The following is a 15,379-nucleotide window of genomic DNA, read 5'->3' on the forward strand; positions in this document are numbered from 1 at the left end:
TTTTTATGCTGGAAAATAAATCACAACGCTATTTTTCAAATATATTGAAAATAATTGTTTCACAACTACGGGAACACTTATTTATTGGAAAGTTTGATTATTTATATAAAATACCACAAAAAGGTGATTTGAAAAAACAGAATGATTCGATAGCTTTACTTCAAATTAATCAATGTAATTATTGGTAATCGCATTAAGTGTTAACAAAAAAAACTAAACCATGAGAACAAAAATCCTATTAGTAATCACTCTAATTAATTACAACACCTTACTACTTGCACAATCTTACAAAGCTTTAAATAAGGTACATATGACTGAAGGCTTTATTCTTAAAAAGAAAACGATCGTGCAAAATTGTTCACAAAGTGTCGCTAAAGGCTCTAATATTAAAAGTACATTGAATTATAAACGTACTTCCAAGGAAAATGAAGAGCTTATTTCAGTAACAACAGAAAAGATCGCAGACTCAGCTTCGATTATTTTTGTGGACAAAATAATTACAGAAGATATAAAATCCTTTACTGGGGATGCTAATATTTTTGTTGATCAGGCAGATAATTCTTTGATTCATATAAATTATTGGCTCAATGACATAATCACTTTGCCAACTGGCACAAAAATTAAAACAATAACCCAAAAACTTCTTTGTGATAGAACCTATTCAAAAGAGAGTTCAAAAACGCAAGAATTAAATATTAATACGAATTACAACTTGTGGCAAATTACAAATGAGGAAATGATGTCTGATCCAGATTATTTGAAACATAGTAATGTAGTAATTGAGGTGTACGAAAAAGATGGTAAAACAATAAAAAGTTATTTAGTTAATAAATATGACAAAGATGCTGATTACACAGTACAAATTGATAATAGAACGGTTCTTCATTTTAAAGAGACAGGTGTTGAATTTGGTCCTGTAACTATTCCCATCAAAATAAGACCAGGATTTAAAAGGAACGGTATTTCTGTAGATCAAGAATTTAGCAGTGATTTTAATTTAGGTGCATTTGCAGGCGTAAAAATAGGAAAGTATAGAGCACGCTACGTGCGTGGTGAGGGATTTACACAATTACCAACAAGTTCATCAGCAACGATAGGTGGATTTTTAAGTTTTTCGACATCAGCATTAGATAAAACAAGTACTACAGCTAGCGAGAATCCGATTGTTGGTGATAACAAAAAAACAATTGGAGTAGTATCTCCGGGAATCGGCATAATGTACTCTATCTATAACTTTCAATTAGGCTTCTTCGGTGGTTGTGATTTTGGCTTGGGATCCGATGCGAAAAATTGGAATTATAATAGTAAGATATGGATGGGATTTGGATTTGGTTATAATTTGAGTAATTTCTGGAAGAAGTAAATACACTACACTACCTACATAAATAGTACATAATCTCAATTATTTTTAAATGAAGAACTATGATAGTCAATGACACTATCCCACAAATTGTGTAAGTTAATAAGTTAGGCTGGGATTTTATAATCTGAGCCTATTTTTAAAAATAAGTTTAAATTGGTTTAAAATCAATCCCAAATTTTTGATGTGCATTAGCCACTTTTTAGTAGACTATTTCAGAGCGAGATATACAGATTTTCAAAAGATAAAAATTGTAAAATACTCAACCTTTTTTCTAAAACATAGAAGAATGTTTTAGAAAAAAGGTTACTCCAAATCCTGCAAAAATGCGTTTCCGACCAAAGGGAGGAATTGCATTTTTGCGACCCGATTTTCACCAACCAGCTAATTTTTGAAACTCAAACCAAAGAACCTGCAAAGTCGATAGACTTTGCAGGTTACTAAAAATATATTCAAAGTTACTTTCCCTTCCTCCAGAGTGCGCAAAAGATTTTAAACACTCTACAATTTCTTCTTCAGATTCTTAAACGAAAACTCAATCTTTCCCGTCCTCCAATCAAAACTCAAATATCCCTGATACTTCTTCCCATTCTTATTCACCAACCCATTAATATAAGCTGTCTCCCCTGCTTTCAACTTATCCATCTGCCATTTACGAAGATACTTCCCTCTGAAAACAGTAGGAACTTGCTTTTCAAAATTAGAATGTAAAATCTTACCATTAAAACCTTTCAAATTCTTCTTAAACAAAAACTCAATCCACTGCTTATCCGTATTAAACTGCACCGTTGCAGAAAAAAGCATTCCTTTCTTCGATAACATATTTTCAATAAACAAAGGTTTCCCATCACGCAAAATCTTCACCTGCTCCAAATTCAAAGTCACTCCACAAATCACCGCAGGAATTCTGACAAACTCCATCCTCAAAGGAATCAATTCATTCGTCAGCCTGTCCATGCTGATCAACGAAGGAACAACCTGCTCTGTCCACGGATCAACAAGACCGACTACCCTGCCCATATTCCCTGAATTCAACAAGTTCAACTCATCCTCCTTCGTAAACTCATGCCCCATAAACTTCTTTTTAAAATCCCATTTCTCAAGAACCCTGTGAATACGGACAACTACTTCACCACGATCATCCAACCTTAACTGCAACCGTGCATCGACCATACTTACTGAATACCCATCACTCAGCGGTATCGGAATCAACATTGGAGTCTTATAACCTTTCAACAAAGATTCCAACGCACCTATACTTTCCAACTTTTCCCAATCAAGATCTATCTCCGCCAACGATTCCCAAGGAACATCTTCAATCTGAAAACGATATTGAGAACTATGACTAATAACCGCTGACTCGTCATTAAAACCATTCTTCACAACAGAAGACTCCCTGTCAGCATAACTACTATTTCTGATCGCATCGACCGCCTCGATGGAAACTTCAAACTCTTTTAAATCCCGCTTCTCAACCTCCGAAGAACCATCAATATACTCCTGCAAACCTCTCGCTGTTTCCTGCGCCTCATACTCCCTCACTTTAAAAAACGAATACTCCGCAGGATTATTCAGCTGATAATAAAAATCTGCATAGAAGTCCATAAAAGAACGTGATGAAGAATCAATCCGTATGACCGTATCAACTTTTTCACGATCAGGCTTAACGTCTATCAAATTTCCGAATTGATTGACAGACTGCACAATTCCAACGGATTGGGTACGGTGACGAAGTACCAATAAACTACTAACTTCCGAATGTGCTGTATGGTTTTCTATTTTGTTCATGATGATTATTTTATTTAATTAAAATTTATTTTATATCAGTATTACAACCTGGAATCAGGCTTCATCTGAATGATCACTTTTAAAATCAAGTTATCTTTGAATTGCTTTTTTTTGATGATACCTCCAGTATTTTGCTTACAATTGCATTTTGAAAAACGACTGTCATAATTCAGTTACGATTGCGAAATATGATTTTATTTCTTTTTTTAGAAACGTTCGAAAATTTCAACTTAAATTTCCGGACAGTGTCCGGAATTTTGAATAATTACAGTTTTACCTCTTTTACTATTCTTTAAACATAAAATTTGGGCTTAGGCTGAATCAAATCCATATTGTTCCACAACTCATTAAAAATCTCTTCAATCTGTTTCTCAGAAAGTTTATTTAAAAGAATTGCTTCCTTATAATCCTTATACATCTCTATGTCCAGACCTGGAAAACGACCCGTGGCAATTCTGACCGCATTTCTTCCACTTCTGATACTCAGATGCAATATACTGTCGTTCCATCCTTCATACCCGAGAACCAAAGTTTCATCCAAAGGCACCGCACCCGCCAGTGCCTTATTCACCGTACGATCATTAAAAATCAGTTGAGCCAACCGATTGCAATTCGGCATTCCTTCATACTCTGCCATTTTTCTGGCAAACAAAACCTGCTCAATCTTCCCTTTAGGATTCTCAATCCCAAACAACAGAGACTCAATCTCAAATTTGATTGTACCTTTCATATTTTCTAATTATTTCTTGTAGAGCTAAAAAACAGAGACTCCTTGCATAAGCCCCTAAACATTTCCTATTATCCATTATTACATCATCACAACATATTTTAACTGCGAACGAAAACGCAATTCCAATATCAAATGACATGATCCCGTAGAACATCCAATCATCATATCACTAAATCTTTCCATCATTCCATCAGTAGCAAACCAAAAACGATAAACCAATGTCCTCAATAAATGATCGCTACGACATCCCATTTTCTTATTTCCGATCATCCTCTATTCCGCAAACGAAACTTGCGAATCCGTTGTCACATGATATGATGCCTCAAAACTTCCAATTAACCTATCACTACATCATCCCATCATCAGCAAATGAAAAATGTGAATCCGAAGTCAAAATCACATGATCCAACAAATTCATACTCAGAATTTTTGCAGCTTCTTTAATCTGTGCCGTCATTTTAATATCACAACTTGAAGGATTCAGATTTCCCGATGGATGATTATGAGCAACAATAATCCCTGAAGCATTACAAAGAAGTGCTGCCTGCATCACAATCCGTACATCAACCAAAGTCGAAGAAATTCCGCATTCAGATATTTTCTTAATTCCCAATACCTTATTCGCCTGATTCAGATACAGCGCAAAGAAAGATTCTCTGTAATCCATTTCATCCGCATCAAAATGCTCCCTGAAAATATCCACCGCATCCCGTGACGATGTTATCAATCTTTCACAATTCCCTTTTCTTGAATAACTCAATTTAATTTCGTTTACAATATTGAATTTCATGTTGTTTGCTCCGAGTACGGCGGAGACCTGTTTTTCCCGCACTTACATTTAAAAAAAACCGTAGATTCTGTCAATTGCAGATTGAAGGAAATTTTGACCTTTTCTATTCTTTTAATTCATCGTAATATGTATTGAGCTTATATAGTATTCTATCAGACAAACTGATTTATAATTTCATCAGATCAACTGATTTCTACAAGGAGATTATTAAGGATCAAAATTTCAATGAACTGCATTTGCATCTTGTGAGGTTTCTGACTTTTCTATGCAGATTACCATTCAGGCAGGCACAAGGAAAACTGCAATCAATTCCTTGAAAGCAATAAGAAAGAACATTGATGAAAGCTTGAAATATTTTTGTGGAGGGTTTGGGATCTACGATCCCGGATACCCAAAAAGATTTTTTTCCGCAGGGACAACGGAATATATTTGCTATAGAAAATCGGATTACCTCAAAGGCAACTGCTACCATTAAAATTTATCAATGCCGAGTTATCTTAAAAATACAATGTGATAAGTATCCTGAAATCTTAATATGATACCCTGCGTAAATTGTATTACTAGTTGACATGAATTTTTCGGTAAATGGTTGTATTGCTATCTTGGATTTATTAAATTGCTGAATGTTTGGTGTGTTATATAAATTACTAAATCTGAAAAATGTCTTTGAGGTTAGGTAAACTAACCATAGTAAATTTTGTAATTTTGATAAATGATAGAAAAGATACCAGAATTTAATCAAGACCTTTACAGTTCCATTGCAAAACTTATTGTTGATGCCAAAGACCAAGTTTATAGAAACAGTAATACTATATTGCTGAAAATGTATTGGGAAATTGGACAGCTTATTATTGAGGATGAACAAAATGGTGAACTTCGTGCAAAGTATGGTAAATCAATCTTGAAGAATCTTGCTAATCATCTATCATTAGAATTTGGAAAGGGATTTAACGATCGAAACCTTAATAATATGCGAGCTTTTTTCATCGCATTTCCAATTTGGAACGCAGTGCGTACCGAATTGAGCTGGACTCACTACCGAATTATTAGTAGAATTGAGAATTCTGAACATAGAATACAGTATATAGAACATTCTATTGAAGGAAACTGGAATACCAGGACACTTCAAAGAAACATTGACAGCCAGTATTTAGGTAGATTATTAAAATTTCCGGAAGCAGAAAACAAAGAAATATCCAATTATATTAAAGACCCTTATATATTTGAATTCTTAGGACTTCCTTCAGACATATCACAAACTGAAACTCAAATAGAATCAGCTTTAATTACTCACCTTCAGCAATTTTTAATGGAGTTAGGGAAAGGGTTTGCATTTGTTGCCAGACAGCAACATATCGTTACTGATACATCAGATTTCTATATAGATCTAGTCTTTTATAACTATTACCTAAAATGCTTTGTGCTTGTAGATCTTAAAACTCATAAGCTGACTCACGAAGCCATTGGGCAAATGGATATGTATGTAAGAATGTATAATGATCTTAAAAAAGGATTAGATGACAATCCCACAATAGGAATTATTTTATGTACTGAAAAAGATGAAACTGTAGTAAAATACTCCGTAATGTCAGAAAATGAGAAGCTATTCGCAAGTAAATACAGAACATATCTTCCTGACGAAAAAGAACTGAAAAATTTGATAGAGGCAGACAGGGTGAAATTTGAACTGGACAATCAGAACTGATAAAAATACTCAAAATACATGACCTCTTAAAATCTCAAAAAACAATAAAATAAGCTTTAAAATATGGATTTCAATTTAATTTTTAACATCGTTCTATATTCTGCTTTAATTGCTTGTTTAGCAATGTTTGCAATGTTAATTTTTAAGAAAAGATTTTCGATGAAATTTTTGTTGAGACTTTTTCTTTTTATGATTTATGTTTCAGTTACTAAAATGTTTGCTTCATTTATGGTCAATATTTTTGGTATAGGAGAATCAGAAAACTACTTAATTATTACTTTTTTACTTCTTGCTGTTACATTTGCTTTCATAAAGAGTTCTTTATCCTTAATGAAAAACGAAACCGAAAACATTTGGTAATAACAATCTCAAGAAACGATTGCTTATATTTAGAGCATATCACTAAGAATTTGGGTGGATATGCGCTATTGTATAACGGATATAAATAAGTTAGTGCTATTTTAGGACGACAGTAGGCAACAACAAAATAACATCAAATGGATTATAAAAGCATTGCTGAAAATATCATTGACCTAAAAAATGCGGACTTAGCATTAAGGGACAAACTCATTCAAAGCGGAAAACTTAGCGAAGGATATAACGAAGAAATGAAAGAGTTGCACAATAGAAATGCTAAAATACTAAATGACATAATAGACACAATAGGTTATCCAACAATAGACAAAGTTGGTAAAGAAGCGAACGAAGCTACTTGGTTAGTAATTCAACACTCAATCGGACAACCTGAATTTATGAAAAAGAGTGCAAAACTATTGGAAAGCGCGGTTATAGAAAATAAAGCAGACCAAAAAAGTTTAGCTTATCTAACTGACCGAATATCAGTTTTAGAAGGCAAACCGCAACTTTATGGAACTCAATTTGATTGGGACGAAAATGGGAATCTAAGTCCAAATTATTTTGACGATCTAAGTAAAGTTAATGAAAGAAGAAAATCAATCGGACTTAACACACTCGAAGAGCAAACAGAAGTTATAAAAAAACGAGTGGAAACTGAAAATCAATCGCCACCAGCAAACTTTGAGAAACGAAAACAGGAAATTGAAAAATGGAAAAAGAGTGTTGGGTGGACAAAGTAAAAACAGCCACTAACAGCGGTTTTGCGCTATTGCTGCTTTAAGTTATGAAATTACGTTTTAATTTCCTAATTTCGTTTTGTCCAGCCGAGCGAACTCAGTTCCAATTGCCGCAACAGTCGCAAAGCCACAGGACGTTATTAATTGCTGTTAAAATCTCAAAAAACGATGGAATAATTGCTTCATTTTTAGACATCTCAAGAGAATATTTTGTTAAAAATAAAGCCATGCTTTATCAGACAAAAACCAGTTAAGTAGGAAAAGCGACGATAGTCTTATCAAACGCTTATTATTCTTTTACAGATTTATTTATGATATGACTCCGAAGAATTTTATCCACAATCCTACTCTTAAAAACCAAACTGACTTTTAATATTCCCAAAAATAGATTGCCCCTAAAAAGTTAGACACTTTTTAGGGGCAATCTATTTGCAATGTAATTGACTATTTTAGATCAAAATTATAAGCCCACTAACTTAGTTTTTACATCATATTGCAGAATTATAAGAACTTTAGTGGTAAACAATTGACTTTGTCGGAGGACTTGTTACCCCTTAACAAGTTCTGGAATTGCTGGAAGAAAAGTTGAATCAACCAATATAATTGGTACAGTACCTATAGAAATGCTTTATAAGCAAAGTGAAACCTTGCTAAGCTTGTAGAGATGGTTGCTGAAAGAGGATATGACCGAATTGACAAGATCAACGCGTTACGATCTTCTAATACAAATAAATAAGAATTCATAAGTTAATAATGTAAAAAGCGGCTTTTGCCGCTTTTTTAATATAATTTGATATCTTGAATATTTTTAGATGAGTTTTAGCATCTCCTCCGCCACTTTCTCAGAAGATGCAGAATTTTGTACTGTAACCAGCCTTCCGTCAACCACTGCATAGGAAGTCAATCTTCGACTTTGGGTTAAGAGCTTCCAAACCTATAACTTTGGCATAATTGATAATTTTAAGATCTACATTGAAAACGCTTCACAAAATAAATTTCACACTAATAAAAGCTAAACATTTACAACTTTTTAAACGCAACAGCATCAACCTCGATGAGCATCCCATCCAGCGCCAGTTTTGGAACTGGAATTAAAGTACTTGCCGGAAACTGATCTTTAACCCACACCTTTTTCATTTCTTCTATCCAAATTTTAAGTTTCTCCTGATCATGATCTACGATCAGTATTGTTATTTTAAGCACATCATCAGTCGTCAGACCTGATGCTTTAAGAACAGTGTTCAGGTTTTGCAGAGCAGCTTTGACCTGCATTCTAAAATCCGTAGAAAGTTGATGATCTAAACCTTCTCCACCGCTTTGTCCCGAGATAAAAACATAACTTCCTTTACCGGAGGCAGTCGTAGAATGGGAAAATGCATAGAGTGTGGGATCGAAAAGCCCTTTTGGGTTTTTGTATTGGACATTTGACATATTTTTTGGATTTGGGAGTGGATTGTTTTCATTTTTAAAGCAACCTGTAAACAATAAAATGAAGAATGAAGAGATAAGAACATTTTTTATCTTATCTGTAAAATATTTAAAATTAATCATGGTTTGCAAAGAATTGTTTGAGTTGAAATATTTGAATAACAGCAGCCTTGGACCAATAGGCTGCATCGTGAGCACCGGGACGTTCTTCATAAATGTGAGGAATATTCAATTTGATTAATTGCTCGTGAAATTTTCTGTTTTGTGAAATCAACGGATCGTCAATTCCACAACTGATCAGGATTTTTTGTCGGCTGTCTTTAAGCTTGTCTATCTGCGAGATGGCTGTGTAAGAAGTCCATTTTTCAGGATTTTCTCCTAATAATTTAGGAACACCATACTCCTTTCCAAAAGGAACAAAATCGATGACGCCGCATACACTTCCGATAGCACTGAAAGTATTCTGATGTCTTTCACCAATATACAGTGCGCCATGTCCACCCATACTCCACCCCATCAAAGCGGATTTCGATTGATCAGAATTATATTTTTTTTGAATAAAGCCTGTCAATTCTTGGGCAATAAATGTCTCATACTTTAAATTGGGACTGTCTATATACCAGCTGTCATAATTTCCGTCGGGTAGCACGAAGATCATCTGCATTTCCTCACTAAGCTTTGCTAAGGAAGGAATATCCTGTGTTAATGTTCTTTTGGGATAGCCACTGTATCCGTGGAGTATATAAACCGTTGGCAGTTTCTCATTCTTTTCGTTCGAGGGATGTACCACAAGGGTTTTAATTTCCTTTTTCATAGAGGTACTATAAATATTCAGTGAGTCGACTTTTTGAGAAAACATTTCTGTTCCAATGCAGGTAACGACCAATGCAAATAATGATTTTATCATTGTAATTGATTTTTGTAGGAGCAAAGTTAAAAGTCAGGATCCTCAAAAATCTTTACATATGTTGAGGGATCAGAAAATATTTCAATTTCTGAAAATTCGTATCACAGTATTTTTATTTTACTTTATCTTTATACAATGACAGCATTTTGGGAATTTATAGACCGCTATTCCTCGATCTCGGAGGAATCACAAAAGGCTTGGTCTGCTTTGTTAAAAACATCCGAAATAGCCAAGGGAACTCATTTTTTGGAACAGGGTGCAATTCCGAAAGACATCAGCTATGTAGTTAAAGGACTGCTTTCCTACTATTATCTTAATGAAAAAGGTGAAAAAATAATTAAAAGATTTTTTCCGGAAAACTCCCTTGTTGCTTCTACAAGCGCATTGTTAAAGCAGGAACCTGGATCCTTCTCCATTGAGGCCTTGGAGGATACGGAAGTCATCAGCTATACTTTCAGTGATTTCAGAAAGCTGATAACACAGTATAATGATATCGCCAATTTCTACATCAGCTATTTAGAACGCCATTGGGTCATTGAAAAAGAATTTGCCGAGATCACGCTTAAATCCGCTACGGCCAAACAAAGATATTTAGAGTTGGAAAAAGATCATCCTGAGCTGATTTCCCGATTAAAACTTCATCAGATAGCCTCTTATCTGGCAGTTACTCCTACTCAGCTGAGTAGAATCAGAGCCGAACTTTAAAGTATAGCCTGTCTACAATATTGACGACTACACAAATACAATTTAGTTGTGTCAAGGAAACTGAAAATTATTTCACCACTTCTCTGTGCTTGGAGCCCCAACTTTCCAGCTGACGCCAGATAGGAATGAGTTCATTGGCTATTTCAGTCATTTCATAATCAACCCGTGGAGGTACTTCGGCATGAACGGTACGTTTAACAAGACCTTCTTTTTCAAGTTCACGCAGTTGCAGAGTGAGCATACGTTCTGTAATATTTGGAATTTGCTTTCTGATCTCGCTAAATCTCAATTTGCCATCTTCCAATTTACAAAGGATTATCAATTTCCAGCGACCTCCTATTTTACAGACCGCATAGGTCAAATTGCACCCATCCATTATGCATTTTTCGTTCTGCATATTGGTCGAATTTTCTTTTCTGATTCCCATTACTTACAAATTTGTTAGTATCACACATTTGAATGTGTACAGTGCAAAATTACAGATTACCCAATAAATTTGCATCCTATTTTAAATTAATATAAAATGAAGTTATCAGAACAAGTCGAAAAAACACTCAACTATATTCAAAACATCGAGGTGTCGGAAACATTAAGCCCTTGGGAAGCAGGAAGAAACTTTTACGAAAAATTCATACCATTGGCTGGAGAAAAACAAAACGTTTTTCATATCACTGAAAAGGAATTGCTAAATGAAGGCAATTCGCTTAAAATAAGGATATACCGACCAAATAATAATGTCGAATCTCCACTGATGATCTACTTCCATGGAGGTTGGTTCAATGCCGGAAATCTGGAAACCCACGACACACCGCTCCGCCAGTTATCAAACCTTTCACAATCAATAATTATTGCTGTCGATTATCGCCTGGCACCGGAATATCCTTTCCCCGCAGGATTATATGATTGTGAGTTTGCCGTAAAATGGATCATAGAAAATGCTTCAACACTTAATATTGATCTGAAAAAAATAATAATAGCAGGCGATAGTGCCGGAGGTGCGTTAGCAGCGACAATCACCAGAAAATTTCGCAGTATTGTAATTGCTCAATTATTGATCTATCCTGTCACAGATAATTCTATGAAAACATCGTCCTGGGACGAATTTCAAAATGGGCCTTTGCTGGATCTAAAAGGTGCCATCCAAGCTTGGGATTGGTATTTACCGCATATTGAAGACCGGAATAATCCAGATGCTGTGCCTCTATTGGCAGATGATTTAATAGGTTTCCCTCCAACTTTTGTCGCTGTTTCAGAATTTGACCCTTTAAAAGATGAAGGCCTATTATATGCAGAAAAACTAAAAGCAAATAGAGTCGATGTGCAACAGAAGTTGTACAAAGGAACTACCCATGGCTTCTTTCAAATGGGAGGTTTTATCGATGATACAAAAATTCTAATGCATGATATCGCAGAATTTATTAAAACTCAAAATTCTCTATCATGAAAAAATTTGCATACATCGGTTGTCTCGGCTTCTTGGCAGTCATCACCACAGAATTCGGCATCATTGGCATTTTGCCGCAGGTTGCAGAACATTACAAAATCAGCATAGACAAAGCAGGTTATCTTTTGAGCGCTTTCGCCTTAGTTATAGCACTAACAGGTCCTTTTATGACTTTGCTGGCATCAGGTTATGACCGTAAAAAAGTGATGCTTACGGCAATTTTTATTTTTTTAATCACCGGAATTGTCTCCTCCCTATCGCCTCCTTATTGGTTATTGATGTTGGTAAGAGTTCTGCCAGCTTTTTTACAACCTGTTTATATCGCAACAGCTTTGGCCGTAGCCGTTTCACAAGCAGATAAGAAACGGGAAAATGAATTGATGAGCATTGTCTTTAGTGGTGTTGCCATTGCAATGGTTACAACTGTTCCTTTTGCAACCTGGCTGGCCAGTTTATGGTCGTGGGAATATTCTTTTATGGTGCAAACTGTGGTAAGTCTGATTGCACTGATAGGTATTTATTTTGTCCTGCCACCAATGCCTGTCAAAGAGAAAAAATCTTACGGAAGTCAGTTAAAAATACTTACGCAACCCACATTCATCATCAGTACGGCAATGAACTTTTTTATGATCACAGCCTGGTTTTCCACTTACAGTTATTTTGCCGAATATCTGAACAAAGCAAAAGGAATGGACACAACAATGGTGAGTTATATGCTTTTTCTATTTGGAGTTATCGGTGTTTTTGCGAATTGGATAGCAGGCAAGATGCTCAATAAGAGTGTTGCGAAAACCACTTCATTTTTTCTTTCCGGAACCATCTTGATTCCTATCCTTTTATACTTTTCAGACGGAAATACGCTTGCAACAATAATGGTCATTGGAGTTTGGGGGTTTCTATATTCCCCTAGCTTCTTGAATGCATCAACTTATATGGTCTCAGCTGTGCCTGACAGTTTGGAATTTGGAAACAGCCTTGCCACTTCATTTGGAAATTTAGGGGTGACAATGGGAACGACGATCGGTGGCTTGATCATCATTTCAAAAGGTGTTTCTTACAATCCGTTGGTAGGAATTATATTTGGTACCCTGGCATTTATAATGATTGGCTTGAGAAGCTTTTTGGAAAAATCCAAAAAGAAAAAATTGCAAGGGATAACACCTTCAATGAAAACATAATCTTTGTAAAATAACTTTCTCATAAATCATAATGATATAATCCCAGTAAAATCGGGATTATATCGTTTTACGAAAATCCTTAAAATATTCTTCGATAGTATCGCTACTTTTGCCAATAACCAATTTTTATCTATGAAAAATATTTGTATCTTTTCAGTTCTATTCTTTATTTTATCTTGCAGTGCGCCTTCGGCAAGAAATACCCTCAAGTTTACCAAACAGGACTACATTGGTGAAAGGCCTTTTTCTGTCAATGAGATCGAAGTGTATTGTTCCGGTTATAAAGAGATCTATGGCAAAACAAGCAATGGGAAGGTGTATGCTCTCAATGGATCAGCAAAAGGAGCATCTCATAATGATCCCGCCATCAGCGATGTTGAAGAGATCTGGCTGGATGATCCAAAATGGGCTGGGCTGAAAATCTCTTATGGTGATTTTATAACGCAGTGACTGACGATCTGTGAAAACAAATAAGATTGTGGCTACGATGATATTCCTTAAAGAACTTTTGCCAATACAAAGCCCACGACCAGCGCCAAAACAAATGCAATGATAATCTTTACATAATCGGTTTTATTGCTCTCAACTTCCTGATTCAGTCTGATATTATCCTGAGTAAGTGTTTCAAGATTGGCCTTTAAAGAAGCGGTCTTTTCATTGATGGCAGACTGTACATTCTTTTCATGCAGGACCGCAATCTCTTTTTTGTAACTATCCATTTCTGCCTGACGCTGCCTCTGTTGTTCTAGGAAATTTTTCTGCAGATCTTCCACCTGTTTTGTGGAAGATACTTGTAGCTTTTGGAATTCTTCATTTCGGACTTTCAGCTGTTCAGCATAGGTCTTGTTATGGGCTTCAGTCTGCTCCTTGTATGTTTTCTGGGCTTCTGTAAATTCCTCATTCTTCTTTTTCAGTTGTTTTTCTAAAGTTTCTACCTGCTCCGAAAACTGCTTGGTGACATCTTTTTTGACCTCATCTATGAGAAGAGCCCTTGAATTGGATCTTTCATGGGATAATTTTTCTACTATCGCATGCAATCCGGCGCCATAATCATGAGGCAGGTGAAAACGCTTGTCAGCCAGCTTATCCAGTAAGGTCTCATCTACCGTATGGCCGATGGCCGTCACAGTAACCATGTTCATCTTGATGAATAACTCTGATAAGGTTACATTATTGAAGGTTTCCATACTCTGCCGGTCACCTCCTCCCCTCACCAAGGCAACAATGTCATAATCCAAAGCTGAAATTTCATTCAGTTTGGAAATGATCGCCGTAGAGGAAGTGATATTGCAGCTGTGATCTGAAATATCAAAATATTTTCGGGAAACATCCAATCCTTCGAAAAAATCCTTCTGTACAATCGCATTATTTCCATAAATGTTAGCGACCCTTACCTTTTCATCTTTCAGCATCTTATCCCTGATAAGGGTCTCAAGATCTTTTGACCCTGTCTCGAGTTTTTTCTGGATCAGTGCGTACCTTTCCAGTTCCTCTTCAGATATCGATCTCTCTTCCTGCTGAACGATCTCGTCCACAACAAAACGTAATTCAATCGAAGAATTCTTAATGCTTTTCTCAATAAAGCCTCTGAGCGTATAGATCTCATTATTGGTGATCTTGCTCCTTAACAATGAAGAAATACGAATCCCTATCGAAGTGTGATCACCTTCTGAAAACAGAAGGTCATAATAGTAGTTTCCATAGGATCTACCACCCCCAAAAGCATACCTGCCTTTCAGATAGATCAGATTGACCGTAGCATTTAGCTTCAGGGCATTGCTGAAGATCCCAATAACTGAGGCTGGTGAATAGATCGGATATGTGACTTCTTGATCGTCCATATGATTGACTGTCTTTTTAAAAAAGCATTCCAAAGATATTGCTAATTGAACTAAAATAAAACAGCGTTCTTAATAATATCTTGGCGAAATAAGTTTTGAAATAACATATGTCTACATACCAATCCTTAAAAAAGAATATACAATATAACTTCAAATATTTTATTGCAGCAATTAAGATATTATGTTGCTATAGAAACAAAAAATCCCCAAATGATATGGGGACAAAAACTAATAACCATGAAAACCTTTTTACAAGTATTTCCTCTACAAAATTATGGAAACTCAATACATTTGAAGACGATCAATGGTGTTAATTATATTTTAAAATAGCCTTGATTATCCTAATTTTTCCTAAAAAGAATGAATTATTTTACAGTCGAAGATCAGGCACATGATTCCTCTTGCAAAA

At 35.4% G+C, this 15,379-nt stretch carries 14 protein-coding genes; 7 read left to right on the top strand and 7 right to left on the bottom strand.

All coding sequences use genetic code 11. The features are described from left to right. Window positions 1–220: 220 nt before the first annotated feature. Window positions 221–1,363 carry a hypothetical protein gene (locus ASG22_RS05380; protein WP_055981725.1) on the top strand — a complete coding sequence of 381 codons (1,143 nt, stop codon included), beginning with the start codon at window positions 221–223 and terminating at the stop codon, window positions 1,361–1,363. A 498-nt stretch (window positions 1,364–1,861) separates the two neighbouring features. On the opposite strand, the gene ASG22_RS05385 is transcribed toward ASG22_RS05380, so the two are convergent. From ASG22_RS05385 to ASG22_RS05395, 3 genes are all read right to left on the bottom strand, one after another. After that, complete coding sequence (locus ASG22_RS05385) at window positions 1,862–3,148, bottom strand: DUF3945 domain-containing protein (RefSeq protein ID WP_055981727.1); 1,287 nt, start codon at window positions 3,146–3,148, stop codon at window positions 1,862–1,864. Window positions 3,149–3,440: 292 nt separating this feature from the next. Beyond that, window positions 3,441–3,878, bottom strand: a complete 438-nt coding sequence (locus tag ASG22_RS05390) for a hypothetical protein (protein WP_055981729.1) — start codon at window positions 3,876–3,878, stop codon at window positions 3,441–3,443. A 346-nt stretch (window positions 3,879–4,224) separates the two neighbouring features. Further along, a complete protein-coding gene (locus tag ASG22_RS05395; protein WP_055981836.1) occupies window positions 4,225–4,668 on the bottom strand; it encodes a RadC family protein in 444 nt (147 codons plus the stop codon). A gap of 712 nt (window positions 4,669–5,380) precedes the next feature. Between ASG22_RS05395 and ASG22_RS05405 the strand changes: the two genes are divergently transcribed. Together ASG22_RS05405 and ASG22_RS05415 are read left to right on the top strand one after the other, a co-directional pair. Beyond that, entirely contained in the window at window positions 5,381–6,373 is a 993-nt protein-coding gene (locus tag ASG22_RS05405; RefSeq protein WP_055981735.1) for a YhcG family protein, read from the top strand. A 497-nt stretch (window positions 6,374–6,870) separates the two neighbouring features. Beyond that, entirely contained in the window at window positions 6,871–7,470 is a 600-nt protein-coding gene (locus tag ASG22_RS05415) for a DUF6624 domain-containing protein (protein ID WP_055981742.1), read from the top strand. Between the two features lie 1,017 nt (window positions 7,471–8,487). Here the strand turns inward: ASG22_RS05415 and ASG22_RS05425 are convergent. Together ASG22_RS05425 and ASG22_RS05430 are read right to left on the bottom strand one after the other, a co-directional pair. Then, complete coding sequence (locus ASG22_RS05425; protein WP_055981839.1) at window positions 8,488–8,898, bottom strand: RidA family protein; 411 nt, start codon at window positions 8,896–8,898, stop codon at window positions 8,488–8,490. Window positions 8,899–9,010: 112 nt separating this feature from the next. Continuing rightward, entirely contained in the window at window positions 9,011–9,802 is a 792-nt protein-coding gene (locus ASG22_RS05430; protein ID WP_082504948.1) for an alpha/beta hydrolase, read from the bottom strand. 135 nt (window positions 9,803–9,937) lie between these two features. On the opposite strand from ASG22_RS05430, the gene ASG22_RS05435 reads away from it, so the two are divergent. Then, window positions 9,938–10,507, top strand: coding sequence for a Crp/Fnr family transcriptional regulator (locus ASG22_RS05435; RefSeq protein WP_055981750.1), 570 nt, complete (start codon window positions 9,938–9,940; stop codon window positions 10,505–10,507). Between the two features lie 67 nt (window positions 10,508–10,574). Here the strand turns inward: ASG22_RS05435 and ASG22_RS05440 are convergent, their stop codons facing one another. Further along, window positions 10,575–10,934 carry a winged helix-turn-helix transcriptional regulator gene (locus ASG22_RS05440; RefSeq protein ID WP_055981751.1) on the bottom strand — a complete coding sequence of 120 codons (360 nt, stop codon included), beginning with the start codon at window positions 10,932–10,934 and terminating at the stop codon, window positions 10,575–10,577. A gap of 96 nt (window positions 10,935–11,030) precedes the next feature. Between ASG22_RS05440 and ASG22_RS05445 the strand changes: the two genes are divergently transcribed. The 3 genes from ASG22_RS05445 to ASG22_RS05455 all read left to right on the top strand — a co-directional run bounded on the left by ASG22_RS05445 (window position 11,031) and on the right by ASG22_RS05455 (window position 13,579). Beyond that, entirely contained in the window at window positions 11,031–11,951 is a 921-nt protein-coding gene (locus ASG22_RS05445) for an alpha/beta hydrolase (protein ID WP_055981754.1), read from the top strand. Next, window positions 11,948–13,129 carry an MFS transporter gene (locus ASG22_RS05450; protein ID WP_055981755.1) on the top strand — a complete coding sequence of 394 codons (1,182 nt, stop codon included), beginning with the start codon at window positions 11,948–11,950 and terminating at the stop codon, window positions 13,127–13,129. Before ASG22_RS05445 ends, ASG22_RS05450 begins: the two co-directional genes overlap by 4 nt. A gap of 132 nt (window positions 13,130–13,261) precedes the next feature. Beyond that, complete coding sequence (locus ASG22_RS05455) at window positions 13,262–13,579, top strand: hypothetical protein (RefSeq protein ID WP_055981758.1); 318 nt, start codon at window positions 13,262–13,264, stop codon at window positions 13,577–13,579. Window positions 13,580–13,626: 47 nt separating this feature from the next. On the opposite strand, the gene ASG22_RS05460 is transcribed toward ASG22_RS05455, so the two are convergent. Further along, window positions 13,627–14,760 carry an exodeoxyribonuclease VII large subunit gene (locus ASG22_RS05460; protein ID WP_157844703.1) on the bottom strand — a complete coding sequence of 378 codons (1,134 nt, stop codon included), beginning with the start codon at window positions 14,758–14,760 and terminating at the stop codon, window positions 13,627–13,629. Window positions 14,761–15,379 lie beyond the last annotated feature (619 nt).

Origin of the sequence: Chryseobacterium sp. Leaf405, from assembly GCF_001425355.1 — a bacterium.
GTDB lineage: Bacteria > Bacteroidota > Bacteroidia > Flavobacteriales > Weeksellaceae > Chryseobacterium.

Bases quoted from the DNA above. Each gene is read 5' to 3' on its own strand.
- ASG22_RS05380 (WP_055981725.1), top strand. From the start codon at position 221: ATGAGAACAAAAATCCTATTAGTAATCACTCTAATTAATTACAACACC.
- ASG22_RS05385 (WP_055981727.1), bottom strand. From the start codon at position 3,148: ATGAACAAAATAGAAAACCATACAGCACATTCGGAAGTTAGTAGTTTA.
- ASG22_RS05390 (WP_055981729.1), bottom strand. From the start codon at position 3,878: ATGAAAGGTACAATCAAATTTGAGATTGAGTCTCTGTTGTTTGGGATT.
- ASG22_RS05395 (WP_055981836.1), bottom strand. From the start codon at position 4,668: ATGAAATTCAATATTGTAAACGAAATTAAATTGAGTTATTCAAGAAAA.
- ASG22_RS05405 (WP_055981735.1), top strand. From the start codon at position 5,381: ATGATAGAAAAGATACCAGAATTTAATCAAGACCTTTACAGTTCCATT.
- ASG22_RS05415 (WP_055981742.1), top strand. From the start codon at position 6,871: ATGGATTATAAAAGCATTGCTGAAAATATCATTGACCTAAAAAATGCG.
- ASG22_RS05425 (WP_055981839.1), bottom strand. From the start codon at position 8,898: ATGTCAAATGTCCAATACAAAAACCCAAAAGGGCTTTTCGATCCCACA.
- ASG22_RS05430 (WP_082504948.1), bottom strand. From the start codon at position 9,802: ATGATAAAATCATTATTTGCATTGGTCGTTACCTGCATTGGAACAGAA.
- ASG22_RS05435 (WP_055981750.1), top strand. From the start codon at position 9,938: ATGACAGCATTTTGGGAATTTATAGACCGCTATTCCTCGATCTCGGAG.
- ASG22_RS05440 (WP_055981751.1), bottom strand. From the start codon at position 10,934: ATGGGAATCAGAAAAGAAAATTCGACCAATATGCAGAACGAAAAATGC.
- ASG22_RS05445 (WP_055981754.1), top strand. From the start codon at position 11,031: ATGAAGTTATCAGAACAAGTCGAAAAAACACTCAACTATATTCAAAAC.
- ASG22_RS05450 (WP_055981755.1), top strand. From the start codon at position 11,948: ATGAAAAAATTTGCATACATCGGTTGTCTCGGCTTCTTGGCAGTCATC.
- ASG22_RS05455 (WP_055981758.1), top strand. From the start codon at position 13,262: ATGAAAAATATTTGTATCTTTTCAGTTCTATTCTTTATTTTATCTTGC.